The following is a 15,951-nucleotide window of genomic DNA, read 5'->3' on the forward strand; positions in this document are numbered from 1 at the left end:
AACCGGCCCTCCGTTGAGGATAAAAATAATGAACACAACAACCTGTACCCACAAAGACAACCCTAACTTCTGGATCTTCGGGCTGTTCTTCTTTCTCTACTTCTTCATCATGGCCACCTGTTTTCCGTTCCTGCCGATCTGGCTGTCGGACATCATCGGCCTGAACAAAACCCATACGGGGATTGTTTTCTCCTGCATCTCGCTGTCGGCCATTGCCTTCCAGCCGGTGCTGGGGGTCATTTCGGACAAGCTGGGGCTGAAAAAACATTTGCTTTGGATCATTTCGGTGCTGCTGTTCCTGTTCGCGCCGTTCTTCCTGTACGTCTTCGCCCCGCTGCTGAAAACCAATATCTGGCTGGGGGCGCTGAGCGGTGGGTTGTATATCGGCTTTGTCTTCTCAGCGGGTTCGGGGGCGATTGAGGCCTACATTGAACGCGTGAGCCGCAACAGCTTTTTTGAGTACGGCAAGGCGCGCATGTTCGGCTGTCTCGGCTGGGGGCTGTGCGCCTCAACGGGCGGCATCCTGTTCGGCATCGATCCGTCGTATGTTTTCTGGATGGGATCGGCGGCGGCGCTGTTGCTAATGCTGCTGCTGGTGGTCGCGAAACCGAAGCCCAACCAGACGGCGCAGGTCATGAACGCCCTGGGCGCGAACCAGCGGCAGATCACTGCTAAAACCGTGTTCAACCTGTTCCGCCAGCGCAGAATGTGGATGTTCATCCTGTACGTGATTGGCGTGGCCTGCGTATATGACGTCTTCGACCAGCAGTTTGCTACCTTCTTCAAAACCTTCTTCGCCACGCCGCAGGAGGGGACCCGCGCCTTTGGTTTCGCCACCACAGCGGGGGAAATCTGTAACGCGATCATCATGTTCTGCTCGCCGTGGATCATTAACCGCATCGGTGCGAAAAACACGCTGCTGATTGCCGGGGTGATCATGGCGACGCGCATTATCGGATCGTCGTTTGCCACCACCGCCGTGGAGGTGATTGCCCTGAAGATGCTGCACGCGCTGGAAGTCCCGTTCCTGCTGGTGGGGGCATTCAAGTACATCACCGGGGTGTTTGATACGCGCCTGTCGGCCACCATCTACCTGATTGGCTTCCAGTTTGCCAAACAGTCGGCGGCGATCTTCCTCTCCGCCTTTGCCGGAAATATGTATGACCGGGTCGGCTTCCAGGAGACGTATCTGATACTGGGCTGTTTCGTGCTGGCGATCACGGTGGTGTCGGCGTTTACGCTGAGTGGCAGGCGGGAGATTGCTGCTACCGCTGGGGCAGCAGCGTTAACACATCAGTCCAGGTAAAACACCTCTTCCAGCTCCGCACTCACCGGGCTGTTATCCGGGTTCGACGGCATAACGTCAGCCATATGTTTCCACCAGCGCTGGCAGACATCGGTGTTTGCCACCGCGTTCCAGCGTTCCTCCGATTCAATCTCCACCGTTGCAAACAGCAGGTTGCGGGCTTTGTCGAGGTAAATGGCGTAGTGGTGCGCACCGTGGGCTTTCAGTACCGCCTCCAGCTCACGCCAGATCGGGTTGTGGCGACGTGCGTACTCCTCGTGCGCGTCCGGGTTTACCTGCATCACAAACGCTTTGCGGATCATAAAGCCTCCAGGTACAGCTCGCGGACCTCATCGCGGCTGGCGGTGCGCGGGTTACACGGCGCGCACGGGTCGGCGAGAGCTTTATCCAGCCAGCCTTCAATATCGGCTTTGGTCACGCCGAGCTGGCTAAATCCGGACGGAATGCCGACCCGGGCGCTCAGGTCGCGAATCGCCTGAATGGCTGACATGCTGGCCGCTTCATCGCTCATGCCGCGCGTGTCAACGCCCATCGCCTGCGCCACGCGGGCAAATCGGACAACCGCGTTCGGGCGGTTAAAGTTTTCGATGATCGGCAGCAGAATGGCGTTGCACACGCCGTGCGGCAGGTTGTGCGTCGCGCCCGGCTGGTGCGCCAGGGCATGCACCAGCCCCAGACCGGCGCTGTTAAACGCCATGCCCGCCAGATACTGACCAAAAGCCATCTGCTCGCGCGCTTCCAGGTTGTGACCGTCGTCGACCGCTTTCGGCAGCCAGAGGTTGATCAGGCGAATCGCCTCCAGCGCGTTGGCATCGGTCAGCGGGTGCGCGCCGACGGACACGTAAGCTTCAATGGCGTGAGTCAAGGCATCCATGCCGGTTGCGGCGGTCACGGAGGCCGGAATATCAAGCATCACGCTGGCATCGTCCACGGCGATATCCGGGATGATGTTCGGGTCGATAATCACCTCTTTCACCTGTCGTGCGGCGTCAATGATCACCGCGTTGCTGGTCATCTCCGCTGCCGTGCCTGCGGTGGTGTTGATCGCCACCAGCGGCACGCCCGCGTTTTTCACCTTGCCGACGCCAGAGTAATCGGTTGACGGACCGGGGTTGGCGGTGAGGATTTTGATTGCCTTGGCGGTATCAATCGGGCTGCCGCCGCCAAAGGCAATCAGGTAATCACACTCCGCATCCTGATATGCCGCATAGCCTTTTTGCACCAGCGCTTCCGTCGGATTCGGGAATACCTCATCGAACAGGTGATACGACATCTGATGGGCGTCGAGCGCGGAAAACAAACTGTCGAGCAGGCCCAGCTTCACCAGCTGACCGTCGGTGACAATCAGCGCTTTTCCCCACTGTTTGTTTGCCACCAGATTGACCATATCGCCGATCGCGCCCGCGCCGTGCAGGCTGATTTTGGGGAGTGCCAACATAAAGCTCATGATAATTCTCCTTAATTACTGTGAATTTTATGCCCGGCGGCGCTGCGCTTGCGCGGGCCTACGGTTAAGCAGGCCGGGTAAACGCAGCTCCACCCGGCTATGAGATCCGTCTTCGCTGCATAATCCGGCGGGTAATAATCGGCAGCGAAATCACCACGATAAGCATCGCGCCGATAATCACCGACATCACAATGCCGGGCACGTTGAGCAGGCTCAGGCCGAAGGTCACCAGCCCCATCAGGAAGGCGGCGATAATCACGCCCACCATGCTGCCGGACCCACCGAGAATATTGACGCCGCCGAGCACCGCCATCGTCACCACCGCCAGCTCCCAGCCCATCGCGATGGTCGGACGGGTGCTGCCCAGACGCGAGGTGAGCAGCACCGACGCCAGGCCGGACATCAGCCCCACCAGCGCGAAGAGGATCAGGTTGTGGCGCTTCACGTTGATGCCGGAGTACCACGCGCCGGTCGGGTTGTTGCCGATGGCGTAGGTGCGGCGGCCAAAGTTGGTACGGTGCAGCACAAAGGCAAACAGAGCGGCCAGCACGATAAACAGCGCGAACTCAAACGACAATGCGCCCCAGACGTAGCCCTGGCCGAACCAGGCAAAGCTCTCCGGGTAGCTGTTCAGCGCCTGGTCCCCGAGCAGGATGTAGGTGATCCCGCGGTACAGGCTCATGGTGCCGATGGTGATGACGATGGACGACAGGTTAAAGCGCGTCACCAGAATGCCGTTGAACAACCCGCACAGTAGCCCGACGCCTAATCCCACGCACACCAGCAGTGGCGTATCGACGCCCGCCGCCGCGCAAAAGCCCATCACCGTGGAGCTGAGCGCGATGGTGGAGGCCACCGACAGGTCAATTTCCCGGGCGATAATCAGCATCGCCATCGGCAACACAATGATCGCTTTTTCCGTGAAGTTGAACGTCGCGTCGGAGAGGTTCCAGATATTGAGGAAGTAGGGCGAGGCGAGCGCGTTCACCACAAACACCGCCAGCGTCACCGCCAGCAGGAAGCCCTCCCAGCACAGCAGACGCTGGAAGATGCCCGGCGCAGAAGTGGGTTTGAACTCTTCAGATGTCATCATTTTGCTCATGGTTTCACCGCCAGTTTCTGACGTGCCAGCGCCGCGTCGCGCAGGATCAGCCTGCCTTTGCGCTTGTTGCCGCGCTCGTTCAGCAGCACAGCGATGACAATGACCGAGCCGGAAATCGCCATCTGCCAGAACGGAGAGACGCCGATCACCGGCAGGGCGTTGTTGATGACGCCAAGGAACAGCGCCCCGAACAGACAGCCGAGCACGCGACCGGTGCCGCCCATGGTGCTGATCCCGCCAATCACGCAGGCTGCCACCACCTGCAATTCAAAACCGTTAGCGACGTCAACATACGCAACGGCAAAGCGCGATATCCACAGGTAGCCGCAGAACCCGGCCAGCAGACCGGAAAGGCAGAAGCTGATGAACTGCATTTTCCCGGCGTTGATCCCGGTGTAGTACGCTGCCGTGGCGTTCCCGCCTGCGGTGTAGAGCGCCCGTCCGGTGCGGCTGTAGCGCAGGAAGTAGCCCACCAGCAGCAGTACGGCGATGGCGCACCAGCTCAGCACCGGCAGGCCCAGCACTGACGCACGCGGCAGGCCGAGGAAGTCTGCACCCATCTGGTTGGAGTTCACCCAGCCGCCGCCGGAGAGCAAAAAGATCATTCCGCGGTAGATGCTCATGGTGCCGAGTGTTACCACAATCGCCGGAATGCCCAGCTTCCACACCAGCAGGCCGTTTATCGCGCCCATCAGCAGCCCAAGCGCGCTGGCGAGGATCAGCAGCGCCCAGACGGGCACGTCCGGGTAATGGAAGTTAATCAGGGCGACAATCATCCCGGTCAGGGCCAGATTGGCCGCCATCGACAGGTCGATGCCTTTAGTGAGCAGCACCATCATCTGCCCGAGCGCGAGGACGATCAGAATGGCGGTGTCGTTAAACATCTCCACCAGGTTGCCCGGCGCGATAAACGATGGCACGCGGCTGCCAATGGCGACGATCATCAGGATAATCACCGCGCCCAGCAGGGCTTCGCGGTGTTTTAAGAGTGAGCTAAGCATTTATGCCGCCTCCTGTTTTGCACCGCTGGCGGCGCTGACGATGGTTTCCGCCGTCGCGTCTCCCGCCTGGTATTCGGCCACCATCAGCCCCTCGTGCATGACGATAATGCGATCCGCCATGCCCATCACTTCCGGTAGTTCGGACGAGACCATAATCACCGCCAGCCCCTGACTGACCAGCTCGGACATAAACTGATGCACGGCTGCCTTTGAGCCGATATCGATGCCTTTTGTTGGCTCATCGAGGATGATCACGTCAGGGTGCGTCGCCAGCCATTTGCCGATCACCACCTTTTGCTGGTTGCCGCCAGAGAGGGTCTCCACCGCCTGCTTCCAGCTGAAGGCTTTCACTTGCAGGCGTTTGGCGTACTCGTTCGCCAGTTTCCATTCACGGTCGTCATGCAGCACGCCGTTCGGATTGAGCGTGCTAAGCTGAGGCAGGCTGATGTTCTGGGCAATCGGCAGGGCGATAATCGCCCCCTGTTTCTGCCTTTCTTCCGGCACGCAGACAATACCGGCTTTGATCGCATCCGCAGGCTGGCGGAAGCGCCGGGGCTGTCCGTTGAGGATAATTTCCCCGGACGATGGCCGCGTGACGCCGGAAAGCGCCTGCATCAATTCGGTACGCCCGGCACCCACCAGCCCGTAAAAGCCGAGGATTTCCCCTTTACGCAGGGAGAACGAGATATGCGCAAACTCGGTCGGATGGCAGAGGTTTTTCACCTCCAGCACCGTCTCGCCTTTTTCGCAGTCGATTTTCGGGAAGGTTTGGGTAATGGCGCGCCCGACCATCATCGACACCATCCGCTCCTCGGTGATCTCATTTATTGCCCCTGCACCGACGAACACGCCGTCGCGCAAAATGGTGTAGTGATCGGCCAGCTCAAAAATCTCGTCGAACTTGTGGGAGATAAACAGGATGGCTTTTCCCTCCTGCTTTAAGCGCTCCACAATCTGGTAAAACTCGAGGATTTCATGCTGCGACAACGCCGCCGTGGGTTCGTCGAGGATCACCACCTGTGCCTCAAACGACAGCGCGCGGGCAATCGCCACCATGTGACGCTGGGCGATGCTTAGGGTTTTCAGCGTTGCGCGCGGGTCGATTTGCACCTCAAGGCGGGCGAGAATAGCCTGCGCCCGGCGGTGCATTTCCGGCCAGTCGAGCTTTTTCAGGAAGCCTTTGTGAAGGTACTGACCAGCAAAGATATTTTCGGTGACCGAGAGTTCATCAAACAGGACGGTTTCCTGGTGTATGGCGGTGATACCCATTTTATGCGCCGACTCCGGCGTTGGAAGGTGAACGGGGATCGCCTTGTAGAGAATTTCGCCCTCGTCGGGCTGGTATATGCCGGTCATCACTTTGACCAGCGTCGACTTGCCCGCGCCGTTTTCGCCGATAAGCGCCGTCACTTTGCCGGGCCACAGCGCAAGCTGCACGTTCTCAAGAGCACGTACGCCGGGGAACACCTTGGTGATGCCAGAAAGCTGTAGCAATGGGGTCATGATAGTTCTCCGTTTGGTTCACCCTCACCCCGACCCTCTCCCTTTGGGAGAGGGCTAGGGTGAGGGGGGAAAGGATCAAAAGATTTTCGAGAACTTATCAATATTGCTGGCATCGTAGACGAACGGCTCGGCCATCGCGCCGTTGCCGTCCGCATCCAGCTTCACTTTGCCCAGTTTGCCCATGCTGGCCTCACCTTTCGTGGCCGTGCCTTTCACCAGATCGTCCGCTAAGTAAGTCGCGGCATAGCCCAGGTCAATCGGGTTCCAGATGGCAAAGCTCTTGCTCGCGCCGGATTTCACCGCGCCCGCCATCTCAGACGGCAGGCCTAAACCGGTGACGTACACTTTGCCAATCTTGCCCTGGTCCTTCACCGCCTGCGCGGCAGCCACAATGCCCACGGACGACGGCGAGACGATGACTTTCAGCTCCGGGTAGGTTTTCAGCAGGCCGACCGCTTCGCGGTAGCTTTTGTCAGAGAGATCGTCTCCGTAGGCCACGGTCACCAGATTGACGGACGGGTACTTCGGCAGCATCTTTTTCATCTCCGCAATCCAGGTGTTCTGGTTGGTGGAGGTTGGCGTGGCGCTCAGCACCGCTACTTCGCCCTTCTCCACGTTCAGCGCTTTCAGGGCATCGGCGGCGAGCTTGACGTTGGTTTCGCCAATCAGGGCGTTATTGGACGGGTTGAGATGGATCTGACGCCCGGCTTTCGCCACCCCGGAATCCCACGACACAACCTTAATGCCGCGCTGCATCGCTTTTTTCAGCACCGGCACGACGGCGTCCGGATCGTTCGCGGAAATTGCGATCGCATCCACGCCCTGGGCGATCAGCCCGTTCAGCACCTCGATCTGCGCTTCCGCCGTGGTGGTGGTCGGGCCGGTATAAATCACTTTTACATCGCCTAACTCTTTGGCCGCCTCCTGCGCGCCGACGTTCGCTGCCTCGAAGAATCCATTCCCTAAGGACTTCGCCACCAGGGCGATTTTCACTTCTGCTAAAGCGGAACCGGACAACGCCAGAGCGGCAACGGTGAGGATCAAGCTTGCTTTTATTTTCATTGCTTTTACTCCACTGACTTGAGTTAGTTGTAGGGATTGCAGGCGGTTTTCGCCCCGTCTCGGTGAGCGGGGCGCGATGTTGTTATTGGTACAGATCTAACGCCGACTGCATCGGGGTGACGCCAAAGCGTTTGCCCAGGGCAATCAGCTCTTCCCGGGTGATGGTCTGCTTCATGCCGCCCATGGAATAGACCTTCACCAGCACCTCCGCGGATTTCTCGGCGGTGTCGATCAGGCCGAAGGTTTCATCCAGTGTCGGGCCGCTGCCGAAGACGCCGTGGAACGGCCACAGCACCAGTGAGTGCTTCTGCATGTCCGTCGCGGTCGCCTGGCCGATTTCGTCGGTACCCGGCACCATCCACGGCAGAATGCCGACGCCGTCCGGGAACACCACCAGACACTCGGTGCTGCCTTCCCACAGTTTGCGGGTGAAGAAATCAGAATTATTTTCCAGCACGTAGGTCAGGGCGATCAGGTTGGTGGCGTGGCAGTGCATGATTACGCGGTCCTTGCCATTGGTCGCCTTGATGCGCTCGCAGTGGGAGAGGAAGTGCGCCGGCAGTTCGGATGTCGGTACCGCGTCGTCCGTCAGTCCCCAGAGAATGTGGTAACCCGCGCCGTCGCTGTCCACCTTCACCACGCCGAGGTTGGCTTCCGGGTCCAGCTGTACGTTGCGGAAAAACTTCCCGGAACCGGTGACGATAAACGGCGTGTTGGCGAGCAGCGGCATCGGCTGGCTCAGGGTGATATAGCGCGGCTTCTGGTGGAAATCGGAGGCAAATGGCTCGATATCCGCGTCGTCCAGGCGTAGCGTCAGGTTGCCGCCGTTGCGCTCATCCCAGCCCTTGAGCCAGGCGTCAGAGGTGGCTTTGATCATGCCCTGGACGAACCAGGAAGTGGTGATGGTCTGCATACTGTAGTTCCTTTGAAAATGCCGGGTGGCGTTACGCTTACCCGGCCTGGTCTTATCTGTAGGCCCGGCAAGCAACGCGCCGCCGGGCGATGTTTTTTACTGACGAGCGGCAAGAACCTCTTTCTCATACGCCCGCACGTTATCCAGCCACTGGCTGCCCGCAGGTGCATCGTGACGCTGGCAGTACATCTCCCACACCGCCTGCCACGGCAGGGATTTCTGCTCTTCCAGCAGCGCCAGGCGCGCGGTGTAGTCGCCGTTTTCTTCCAGCTGTTTCAGGGCGGCGACAGGCTCCAGCAGCGCGCGCAGCAGGGCTTTCTTCATGTTACGGGTGCCGATAACCCACGCCGCGATGCGGTTGATGGAGGCGTCGAAGAAGTCGAGGCCGATATGTACGCGGTCAAAGAGGTTGTGGCGGATGATTTCGCTGGCAATGGCCTGGGTTTCGTCATCCAGCAGCACCACGTGGTCGCTGTCCCAGCGCACCGGGCGGCTGACGTGCAGCAGCAGGCGCGGCACGTAGAGCATGGCGGCGGAGATCTTGTCGGAGATGACTTCCGTTGGGTGGAAGTGGCCGGCATCCAGGCACAGCGCGGTCTGGCGGCTGGTGGCATAACCCATGTAGAACTCGTTTGAGCCCACGGTGTAGCTCTCTGCGCCAATGCCGAACAGCTTGCTCTCGACGGCGTCGATGTGGTGCGCCGGGTCCAGCTTCTCGCTGATGGCTTCATCCAGCGCGGCCAGCAGGCGCTGACGCGGGGCCAGTCGGTCTACGGTGATGTCCTTCATGCCGTCCGGGATCCAGATATTCATTACCGATGGCGTGCCAAGCTGCTCGCCAAAATAAGCCGAGACGCGGCGGCTGGCTTTGACATGGTCGATCCAGAACTGGCGGATTTCATCGTTGGCATGCGCAAGGGTAAACCCGTCCGCGCTCAGCGGGTGCGAGAAGCAGGACGGGTTAAAATCCAGACCCAGCCGGTTGGCTTTCGCCCACGCCACCCAGTTCGTAAAGTGTTCCGGTTTGATTTCGTTACGCGCGACCGGCTCATCGGATTCGAGATAAATGGCGTGCAGGTTCAGGCGCTTTGGCCCGGGGATCAGGCTCAGCGCCAGCTCCAGATCCGCACGCAGTTCGGTGGCGTTGCGCGCTTTGCCAGGATAGTTACCCGTGGCCTGAATACCCCCCGTCAGGGAACCGCCCGGGTTCTCGAAACCGGCGACATCATCACCCTGCCAGCAGTGCATGGAGACGGGCAGACGATCGAGCTGGCGCAGCGCCTCTTCGACATCCACGCCGACGGCGGCGAAACGCTGTTTAGCCAGATCCCAGGCTTGTTCAAGTTGAGTGGTCATGCGCAAAGCTCCTTAGTCAGTCGTTTTTGCTGAAACTGCGCCCGGTAGCGGGCAATTTCATGGCAGGGATGGGGGGTGAAGGTGGTCAGGCTGTTATTCGCCGTCACCACCGAACGGAAATCGTCGACGTTGGACAGTTCGTCCAGGGTCATCAGCTGAATGCCGATATTGCCGAGCGTGGAGGCTTCAATCGGACCTGCCACCACGGTAATGCCGCATGCATCCGCGCAGAGCTGGTTCAGCAGTTGGTTCTGGCAGCCGCCGCCCACGATATGCAGTTGTGTGAACGGTTTGCCGCGAAGGTCAGCCAGCTCGCTCAGGATGTCGGCATACAGCAGGGCGAGACTGTCAAAAATGCAGCGTGCCAGCTCGGCGGGGCGGGAAGGTACCGGCTGCCCCGCTTCAAAACAGGCGGCCTGGATTTCGGCGCTCATGTGCGCCGGGTTGATAAAGCGGTCATCGTTCGGGTTAATCAGGAAGGTACAGGCCTTCAGCGTTTCGGTTTCGGCGATAAGCTCGGGCAGGTCGGTGATGTTCTGCTCTTTCAGCACCCGCTGGAGCAGCCACAGGCCCATGATGTTCTTCAGCACCCGGTAGCGCCCTTCGGCACCGCCTTCGTTGGTGATGTTCGCGGCCAGCGCGGCATCGCTGGTGTAGGGCGTTTTGCTCTCAAAGCCCATCAGCGACCAGGTGCCGGATGAGAGGTAGGCCGCATCTTTGCCGGCGAGCGGCGAGGCAATGACCGCGCTCGCGGTGTCGTGGCTGGCGACGGCGACAACGGGGATTTTATTCCCCTGCGGGCAAAGCCAGTGGCCGATCACATTGCCCGGATGGGTTGGCGCGCCAAACCAGGACGGCGAGGCGCCCGTCCAGGCCAGCAGATGTTCATCCCAGTTATCGGTGTTGATATTGACCAACTGCGTGGTGGTGGCGTTGGTGTATTCCCAGTTCATGTTGCCGGTCAGACGGTAGCTTAAGTAGTCCGGGATCAGCAGCGCATGCGCCACCTTTTCGACCAGCTCTGGCTGTTGCTCAACCAGCGCGCGCAGCTGATACAGCGTGTTAAACGGCAGAAACTGAATGCCGCTGCGACCATAGATGTTCTCCTTGCCAAGCTGGGCGATGGCGTGCGCCATTAGCCCATCGGTGCGGCTGTCGCGGTAGGAGACGGGCAGGCCGACGCGTTCGCCGTGACGGTCCAGCAGTACGTAATCCACACCCCAGGTATCAATGCCGATACTGTCGATGCGAATACCGTCTTCGCAGACGTTGTGAAGTCCGGTGCGGATCTCTGCTTCCAGGGCGTCGATATCCCAGGTAACAAAACCGTCCTGTTTTTGCAGACAATTGGCGAAACGGTGCATTTCGCGAAGCGTAAGGGTGTGCAGGTCGCAGTCCCAGGTGGCGAGCATTACACGGCCGCTGGATGCGCCTAAATCGACAGCCACACAATGGCGAAAAGTCATGGTCGGGTCCTTTCTTAAGTCATTAGCGAGGAGTGTAAGAAAGGGAAGAAATAGCCACCTTCTCGCCACTGACAGCCCAAATCTCGCGCTGGCAAGAAAGCAAAGATGAACGTGAGGGAGTTCACAGTTTCCAGTAATGGCGGGGTTTGCAGGCAGTGTGACGCTGACCGCATTTCCCGATCTTTCCGCCTGTTTCTTGAAAAACCGACAGCTTTTGCGCGGTTTGCTGTCAAAAATTTAAGGTGAGCGTGAAAGGCCTTAATTACTATTTTGAGAACTTTTCTCATTGGTGGGGGCCGTTATGACCGTACTGCACAGCGTCGATTTTTTTCCTACGGGGGCTTCGCCGGTCGCGATTGAGCCACGGCTGCCTCAGGCTGCGTTCCCGGAGCATCATCATGATTTTCATGAAATTGTGATTGTTGAGCACGGAACGGGCATCCACGTGTTTAACGGTCAGCCGTATACCATCAGCGGCGGTACGGTGTGCTTCGTGCGCGATCACGACAGGCACCTGTATGAACATACCGACAACCTGTGCCTGACCAATGTGCTCTATCGTTCTCCGGATGCGTTCCAGTTTCTTTCCGGGCTGAATCAGCTGTTGCCGCAGGAGAAGGACGGCCATTATCCGTCGCACTGGCGGGTGAATCAGTCCACGTTGCAGCAGGTGAGTCAGCTGGTGAGCCAGATGGAGCAGAGCGAGGATGGACAGGAGACGCACGCCATTGCTACCCGCGAGCTGCTGTTTATGCAGCTGCTGGTGCTGCTGCGGCGCAGCAGCCTGGTGGAAGGGCTGGAAAATAACGACGCGCGCCTGAATCAGCTGATGGCATGGCTGGAAGATCATTTCGCCGAAGATGTCTGCTGGGAAACGCTGGCGGATGACTTTTCGCTCTCGCTGCGCACGCTGCATCGTCAGCTCAAGCAGCATACCGGCCTGACGCCGCAGCGTTACCTTAACCGTCTGCGCCTGATCAAAGCGCGTCACCTTTTACGTCATACCGACGAAAGCGTCACCGATATCGCCTATCGCTGCGGTTTCGGCGACAGTAACCACTTTTCGACGCTGTTTCGCCGGGAGTTTAGCTGGTCGCCGCGCGATATTCGTCAGGGGAAAGACGCGTTGCTTCAGTAACGCGAGGGCAGTCACCGTTTTTTTGCTGCAAAAAGGCTAATAATGTCCGGTTATTCGCCGTAGAGGTTGTGGTGTGGCTGCTCAGCTCATTCTTCGCAAAGATGATTTTTTTGCCTCCGCGAGTCAGGCCGTCGCGGTGGCCGACCGCTACCCGCAAAACGTCTTCGCCGAGCACACCCACGAGTTTTGCGAGCTGGTGCTGGTGTGGCGGGGCAATGGCCTGCACGTCCTCAACGACCGTCCCTACCGCATCACGCGCGGAGACCTGTTCTACATCCGCGCTGAAGACAAACACTCCTACGCCTCGGTTAACGATCTGGTGTTGCAGAACGTCATCTATTGCCCCGACAGACTTAAACTGAATGTCGACTGGGCGGGCAATATCCCCGGTTTTCATAATGCCAGAGGCGAACCGCACTGGCGCTTAAGCAGCAACGGCATGGCTCAGGTGCGCCAGACGATTTCCCAGCTGGAGCAGGAGAGTCAGAAGAGCGATCCGGTGGCAAACCAGATGTCGGAGCTGCTTTTCGCCCAGCTGGTGATGACCCTGAAGCGCCATCGTTACGCTACGGATAATCCCTCTGCCACCATGCAGGAAGCGCTGCTGGATAAGCTCATCACCCGGCTTGCGGGCAGTCTGAACAAGAGTTTCGTGCTGGAAAAATTCTGCGAGCAGGAGCAGTGCAGCGAGCGCGCGCTGCGCCAGCAGTTCCGCACCCAGACGGGGATGACGGTAAACCACTATCTGCGCCAGCTGCGCATCTGCCACGCCCAGTACCTGTTACAGCATACGGAGCTGATGGTGAGTGAAGTGGCGATGCGCTGCGGCTTTGAGGACAGTAACTACTTTTCGGTGGTGTTTAACCGTGAGGTGGGGATGACGCCGGTTCAGTGGCGTCATCGCAGTCGAAAGGCAGCGTAATCAGTTCGCCATGCCGAGGCCGACGATATTGGTCGCAATGATAATCACTACGCAGCCCAGGCTCAGCACGCCAACCGGACGACACCCGGCATTGTTCCACTCTTTCAGCACCAGCCCAACCAGCCCGCCGCACAGCACGTAGAAGCTCATGTGCAGCATCCAGCTCATGTAGTCATACTGCGCCGGAATACTGGCGTGACCCCAGGCGTAGAAGAAGAATTGCAGATACCACATCAGGCCGCCAAGGGCGGAGAGCAGGACGTTGGTGACGATCAGCGGTTTTGCCAGCGAGAAGTCGGCTTTTACCGACAGGTTGTTCACTTTTGCCAGACGAATAAAGCAGAAGCCGAGGTTTACCAGCGCGCCGCCGCCCATGATCACCACGTAGCTTGGCAGGGCAACGTACAGCGGATCGACGCCCAGCGCCGCAGCGGCGTCGTGCATCGGTTTGGCGGCATTCATGGCGAACGACATGCCCGCCGAGAAGATGCCGCACATCACCGCCAGCAGCAGCCCTTTCTTCAGGTTGAACTCTTCGGCTTTGATGCCCATCTTGCGTTCTTTCAGCTGGCCCGCGCGGGTGACGATGCCCACGCCGATCACCGCCACCAGCACGCCCAGCAGGGTCATTCGCCCTCCCTGGGTGTTGATCAGCACATCGAAGTTGCCGTTGAGGATTGGCGTCATCAGGGTGCCAACAATCAACGTTATGCCAATCGCGATGCCAATCCCCATCGACATGCCGAGGTAGCGCATGGTGAGGCCGTAGTTGATATTACCGATGCCCCACATCGCGCCGAACAGGAATACCGGCAGCAGGGTGGAGGCGTTGAAGGAGGAGAAGTAGCCCCAGAAATCGGGCAGCAGCATGGCGCTGATTGTCCACGGCAAAATCAGCCAGGACACGGTACCGCCAACGGACCACATGGTTTCCCATGACCAGCCTCTCACCTTTTTAAACGGGGCATAGAAACAGGCTGCACTGGCCGCGCCTATCAAATGCCAGAAGATACCCATCGTAATCGCATGATTCATTTTTACATCCTCATCGTTTTTATAGCCGGAGGCTTCCCGCCGACTTGATGAGTGTAAAAATGAGGCGGTTTGGGAACCTTCAGAAGGTTGCCGCACTTTTGTTCAGGATGGCAATCAGCACGTTAAGCACGTGAGCAGACTCACAATTTTGTCATTTATCAAAAACGAATAACCTTATAAAAACTACGGCATTGATAATCATTTTCAATATCATTTAATTAACTATAATGAACCAACTGCTTACGCGGCATTAACAGCTGTGCCGCCCGACAATAATGGAGAGGATTATGAGTTATACACTGCCATCCCTGCCGTATGCCTACGACGCACTGGAACCGCATTTCGACAAGCAGACGATGGAAATCCATCACACTAAACACCACCAGACCTACGTGAACAACGCGAATGCTGCGCTGGAAAGCCTGCCAGAGTTCGCTAATCTGCCTGTTGAAGAGCTGATCACCAAACTGGACCAGCTGCCGGCAGACAAGAAAACCGTGCTGCGCAACAACGCGGGCGGTCACGCTAACCACAGCCTGTTCTGGAAAGGCCTGAAAACCGGCACCACCCTTCAGGGCGACCTGAAAGCGGCTATCGAGCGTGACTTCGGTTCCGTTGACAACTTCAAAGCGGAATTCGAAAAAGCCGCTGCAACCCGTTTCGGCTCTGGCTGGGCGTGGCTGGTCCTGAAAGGTGACAAACTGGCGGTCGTTTCTACCGCTAACCAGGACTCCCCGCTGATGGGTGAAGCTATCTCTGGCGCATCCGGCTTCCCAATTCTGGGTCTGGACGTGTGGGAACACGCTTACTACCTGAAGTTCCAGAACCGTCGCCCTGACTACATCAAAGCCTTCTGGGACGTGGTGAACTGGGACGAAGCAGCAGCGCGTTTCGCCGCTAAAAAATAAGGTTGCATTGACGCCTGTGAGAAGCGAGTCTGATGACTCGCTTTTTTTGTATCTGAAGGAGTGGAGATGCATTACCCGGTGAATGTGTTTACAGGCAAGGTAAGGGAGTACGAAGGCAGCCGCCCGAGTGCCATCGCCAAAGTGCAGGTCGACGGTGAGCTGACGTTGACCGATCTCGGGCTTGCGGGTGACCAGCAGGCTGAAAAGAAAATCCACGGCGGGCCCGATCGCGCGCTGTGCCATTATCCGCGCGAGCACTATCAGCACTGGAAAACCGAATTTCCTGAACAGGCTGACCTCTTCGTCGCCCCCGCGTTTGGCGAAAATCTCTCAACGGAGGGGCTGACGGAGAAGAACGTCTTTATCGGCGATATTTACCGCTGGGGCGATGCTTTGATTCAGGTCACCCAGCCGCGCTCACCGTGCTTTAAGCTTAATTACCATTTCGGCATTCAGGATATGTCGGCCCAGTTGCAAAACGCGGGTAAAACCGGCTGGCTGTATCGCGTTGTGCAGGCGGGACAGGTTTCGGCGGATGCGCCGCTTGAGCTGGCTTCGCGTTTGAGTGAGGTGTCGGTGTACGAGGCCTGCGCAATTGCCTGGCATATGCCGTTTGATGACGATCAGTATCACCGTCTGCTGTCAGCGGCGGGATTATCCACCAGCTGGACCAGAACGATGCAGAAGCGGCGGATAAGCGGCAAGATCGAGAGCAGTTCGCGGAGATTATGGGGGAAATAGTTCCCGCAGAAAGTAGGCCGGGTAAGGCGAAGCCGCCACCCGGCACATACG

At 58.5% G+C, this 15,951-nt stretch carries 15 protein-coding genes; 5 read left to right on the forward strand and 10 right to left on the reverse strand.

Features of this window, described 5'->3' with window-relative positions; genetic code table 11:
* The first annotated feature begins 28 nt into the window (after positions 1-28).
* Positions 29-1,306 (forward strand): MFS transporter, encoded by a 1,278-nt coding sequence (locus ACOTYB_RS15650; RefSeq protein ID WP_003861977.1) that lies wholly within the window; start codon positions 29-31, stop codon positions 1,304-1,306.
* Here the strand turns inward: ACOTYB_RS15650 and rhaM are convergent.
* The 9 genes from rhaM to rhaB all read right to left on the reverse strand — a co-directional run bounded on the left by rhaM (position 1,294) and on the right by rhaB (position 11,156).
* Entirely contained in the window at positions 1,294-1,608 is a 315-nt protein-coding gene (gene rhaM, locus ACOTYB_RS15655; RefSeq protein WP_104469083.1) for an L-rhamnose mutarotase, read from the reverse strand. The genes ACOTYB_RS15650 and rhaM overlap by 13 nt on opposite strands.
* Positions 1,605-2,753 carry a lactaldehyde reductase gene (gene fucO, locus ACOTYB_RS15660; protein WP_023315049.1) on the reverse strand — a complete coding sequence of 383 codons (1,149 nt, stop codon included), beginning with the start codon at positions 2,751-2,753 and terminating at the stop codon, positions 1,605-1,607. The genes rhaM and fucO overlap by 4 nt, the downstream gene beginning before the upstream one ends.
* Before the next feature lie 97 nt (positions 2,754-2,850).
* Entirely contained in the window at positions 2,851-3,855 is a 1,005-nt protein-coding gene (locus tag ACOTYB_RS15665) for an ABC transporter permease (protein ID WP_003861982.1), read from the reverse strand.
* A complete protein-coding gene (locus tag ACOTYB_RS15670; RefSeq protein ID WP_022652071.1) occupies positions 3,852-4,856 on the reverse strand; it encodes an ABC transporter permease in 1,005 nt (334 codons plus the stop codon). The genes ACOTYB_RS15665 and ACOTYB_RS15670 overlap by 4 nt, the downstream gene beginning before the upstream one ends.
* Complete coding sequence (locus ACOTYB_RS15675; RefSeq protein ID WP_047053821.1) at positions 4,857-6,359, reverse strand: sugar ABC transporter ATP-binding protein; 1,503 nt, start codon at positions 6,357-6,359, stop codon at positions 4,857-4,859.
* 75 nt (positions 6,360-6,434) lie between these two features.
* Positions 6,435-7,421: a rhamnose ABC transporter substrate-binding protein gene (gene rhaS, locus ACOTYB_RS15680; RefSeq protein ID WP_230020152.1), complete on the reverse strand. Its 987-nt coding sequence runs from the start codon at positions 7,419-7,421 to the stop codon at positions 6,435-6,437.
* Between the two features lie 82 nt (positions 7,422-7,503).
* Positions 7,504-8,334 carry a rhamnulose-1-phosphate aldolase gene (rhaD, locus tag ACOTYB_RS15685; RefSeq protein WP_126525052.1) on the reverse strand — a complete coding sequence of 277 codons (831 nt, stop codon included), beginning with the start codon at positions 8,332-8,334 and terminating at the stop codon, positions 7,504-7,506.
* Positions 8,335-8,430: 96 nt separating this feature from the next.
* Positions 8,431-9,690: an L-rhamnose isomerase gene (rhaA, locus tag ACOTYB_RS15690; RefSeq protein ID WP_003861990.1), complete on the reverse strand. Its 1,260-nt coding sequence runs from the start codon at positions 9,688-9,690 to the stop codon at positions 8,431-8,433.
* The gene (gene rhaB, locus ACOTYB_RS15695) at positions 9,687-11,156 is read right to left on the reverse strand and encodes a rhamnulokinase (protein WP_022652069.1); all 1,470 of its coding nucleotides are present in this window, start codon (positions 11,154-11,156) and stop codon (positions 9,687-9,689) included. The genes rhaA and rhaB overlap by 4 nt, the downstream gene beginning before the upstream one ends.
* A gap of 301 nt (positions 11,157-11,457) precedes the next feature.
* Here rhaB and rhaS (ACOTYB_RS15700) point away from each other — a divergent pair, with 301 nt between their 5' ends.
* Positions 11,458-12,294, forward strand: a complete 837-nt coding sequence (rhaS, locus tag ACOTYB_RS15700) for an HTH-type transcriptional activator RhaS (RefSeq protein WP_220153443.1) — start codon at positions 11,458-11,460, stop codon at positions 12,292-12,294.
* A 73-nt stretch (positions 12,295-12,367) separates the two neighbouring features.
* Positions 12,368-13,216, forward strand: a complete 849-nt coding sequence (rhaR, locus tag ACOTYB_RS15705; protein WP_048210855.1) for an HTH-type transcriptional activator RhaR — start codon at positions 12,368-12,370, stop codon at positions 13,214-13,216.
* Here the strand turns inward: rhaR and rhaT are convergent, their stop codons facing one another.
* A complete protein-coding gene (gene rhaT / locus ACOTYB_RS15710; protein WP_220153442.1) occupies positions 13,217-14,251 on the reverse strand; it encodes an L-rhamnose/proton symporter RhaT in 1,035 nt (344 codons plus the stop codon).
* Positions 14,252-14,538: 287 nt separating this feature from the next.
* Between rhaT and sodA the strand changes: the two genes are divergently transcribed.
* The gene (gene sodA / locus ACOTYB_RS15715) at positions 14,539-15,159 is read left to right on the forward strand and encodes a superoxide dismutase [Mn] (RefSeq protein WP_003861999.1); all 621 of its coding nucleotides are present in this window, start codon (positions 14,539-14,541) and stop codon (positions 15,157-15,159) included.
* A 66-nt stretch (positions 15,160-15,225) separates the two neighbouring features.
* On the forward strand, positions 15,226-15,900 hold the full coding sequence (yiiM, locus tag ACOTYB_RS15720; protein ID WP_003862001.1) for a 6-hydroxyaminopurine reductase: 675 nt from the start codon (positions 15,226-15,228) through the stop codon (positions 15,898-15,900).
* Positions 15,901-15,951 lie beyond the last annotated feature (51 nt).

Origin of the sequence: Enterobacter cloacae complex sp. IR5450, assembly GCF_049238665.1 — a bacterium.
GTDB lineage: Bacteria > Pseudomonadota > Gammaproteobacteria > Enterobacterales > Enterobacteriaceae > Enterobacter > Enterobacter hormaechei_C.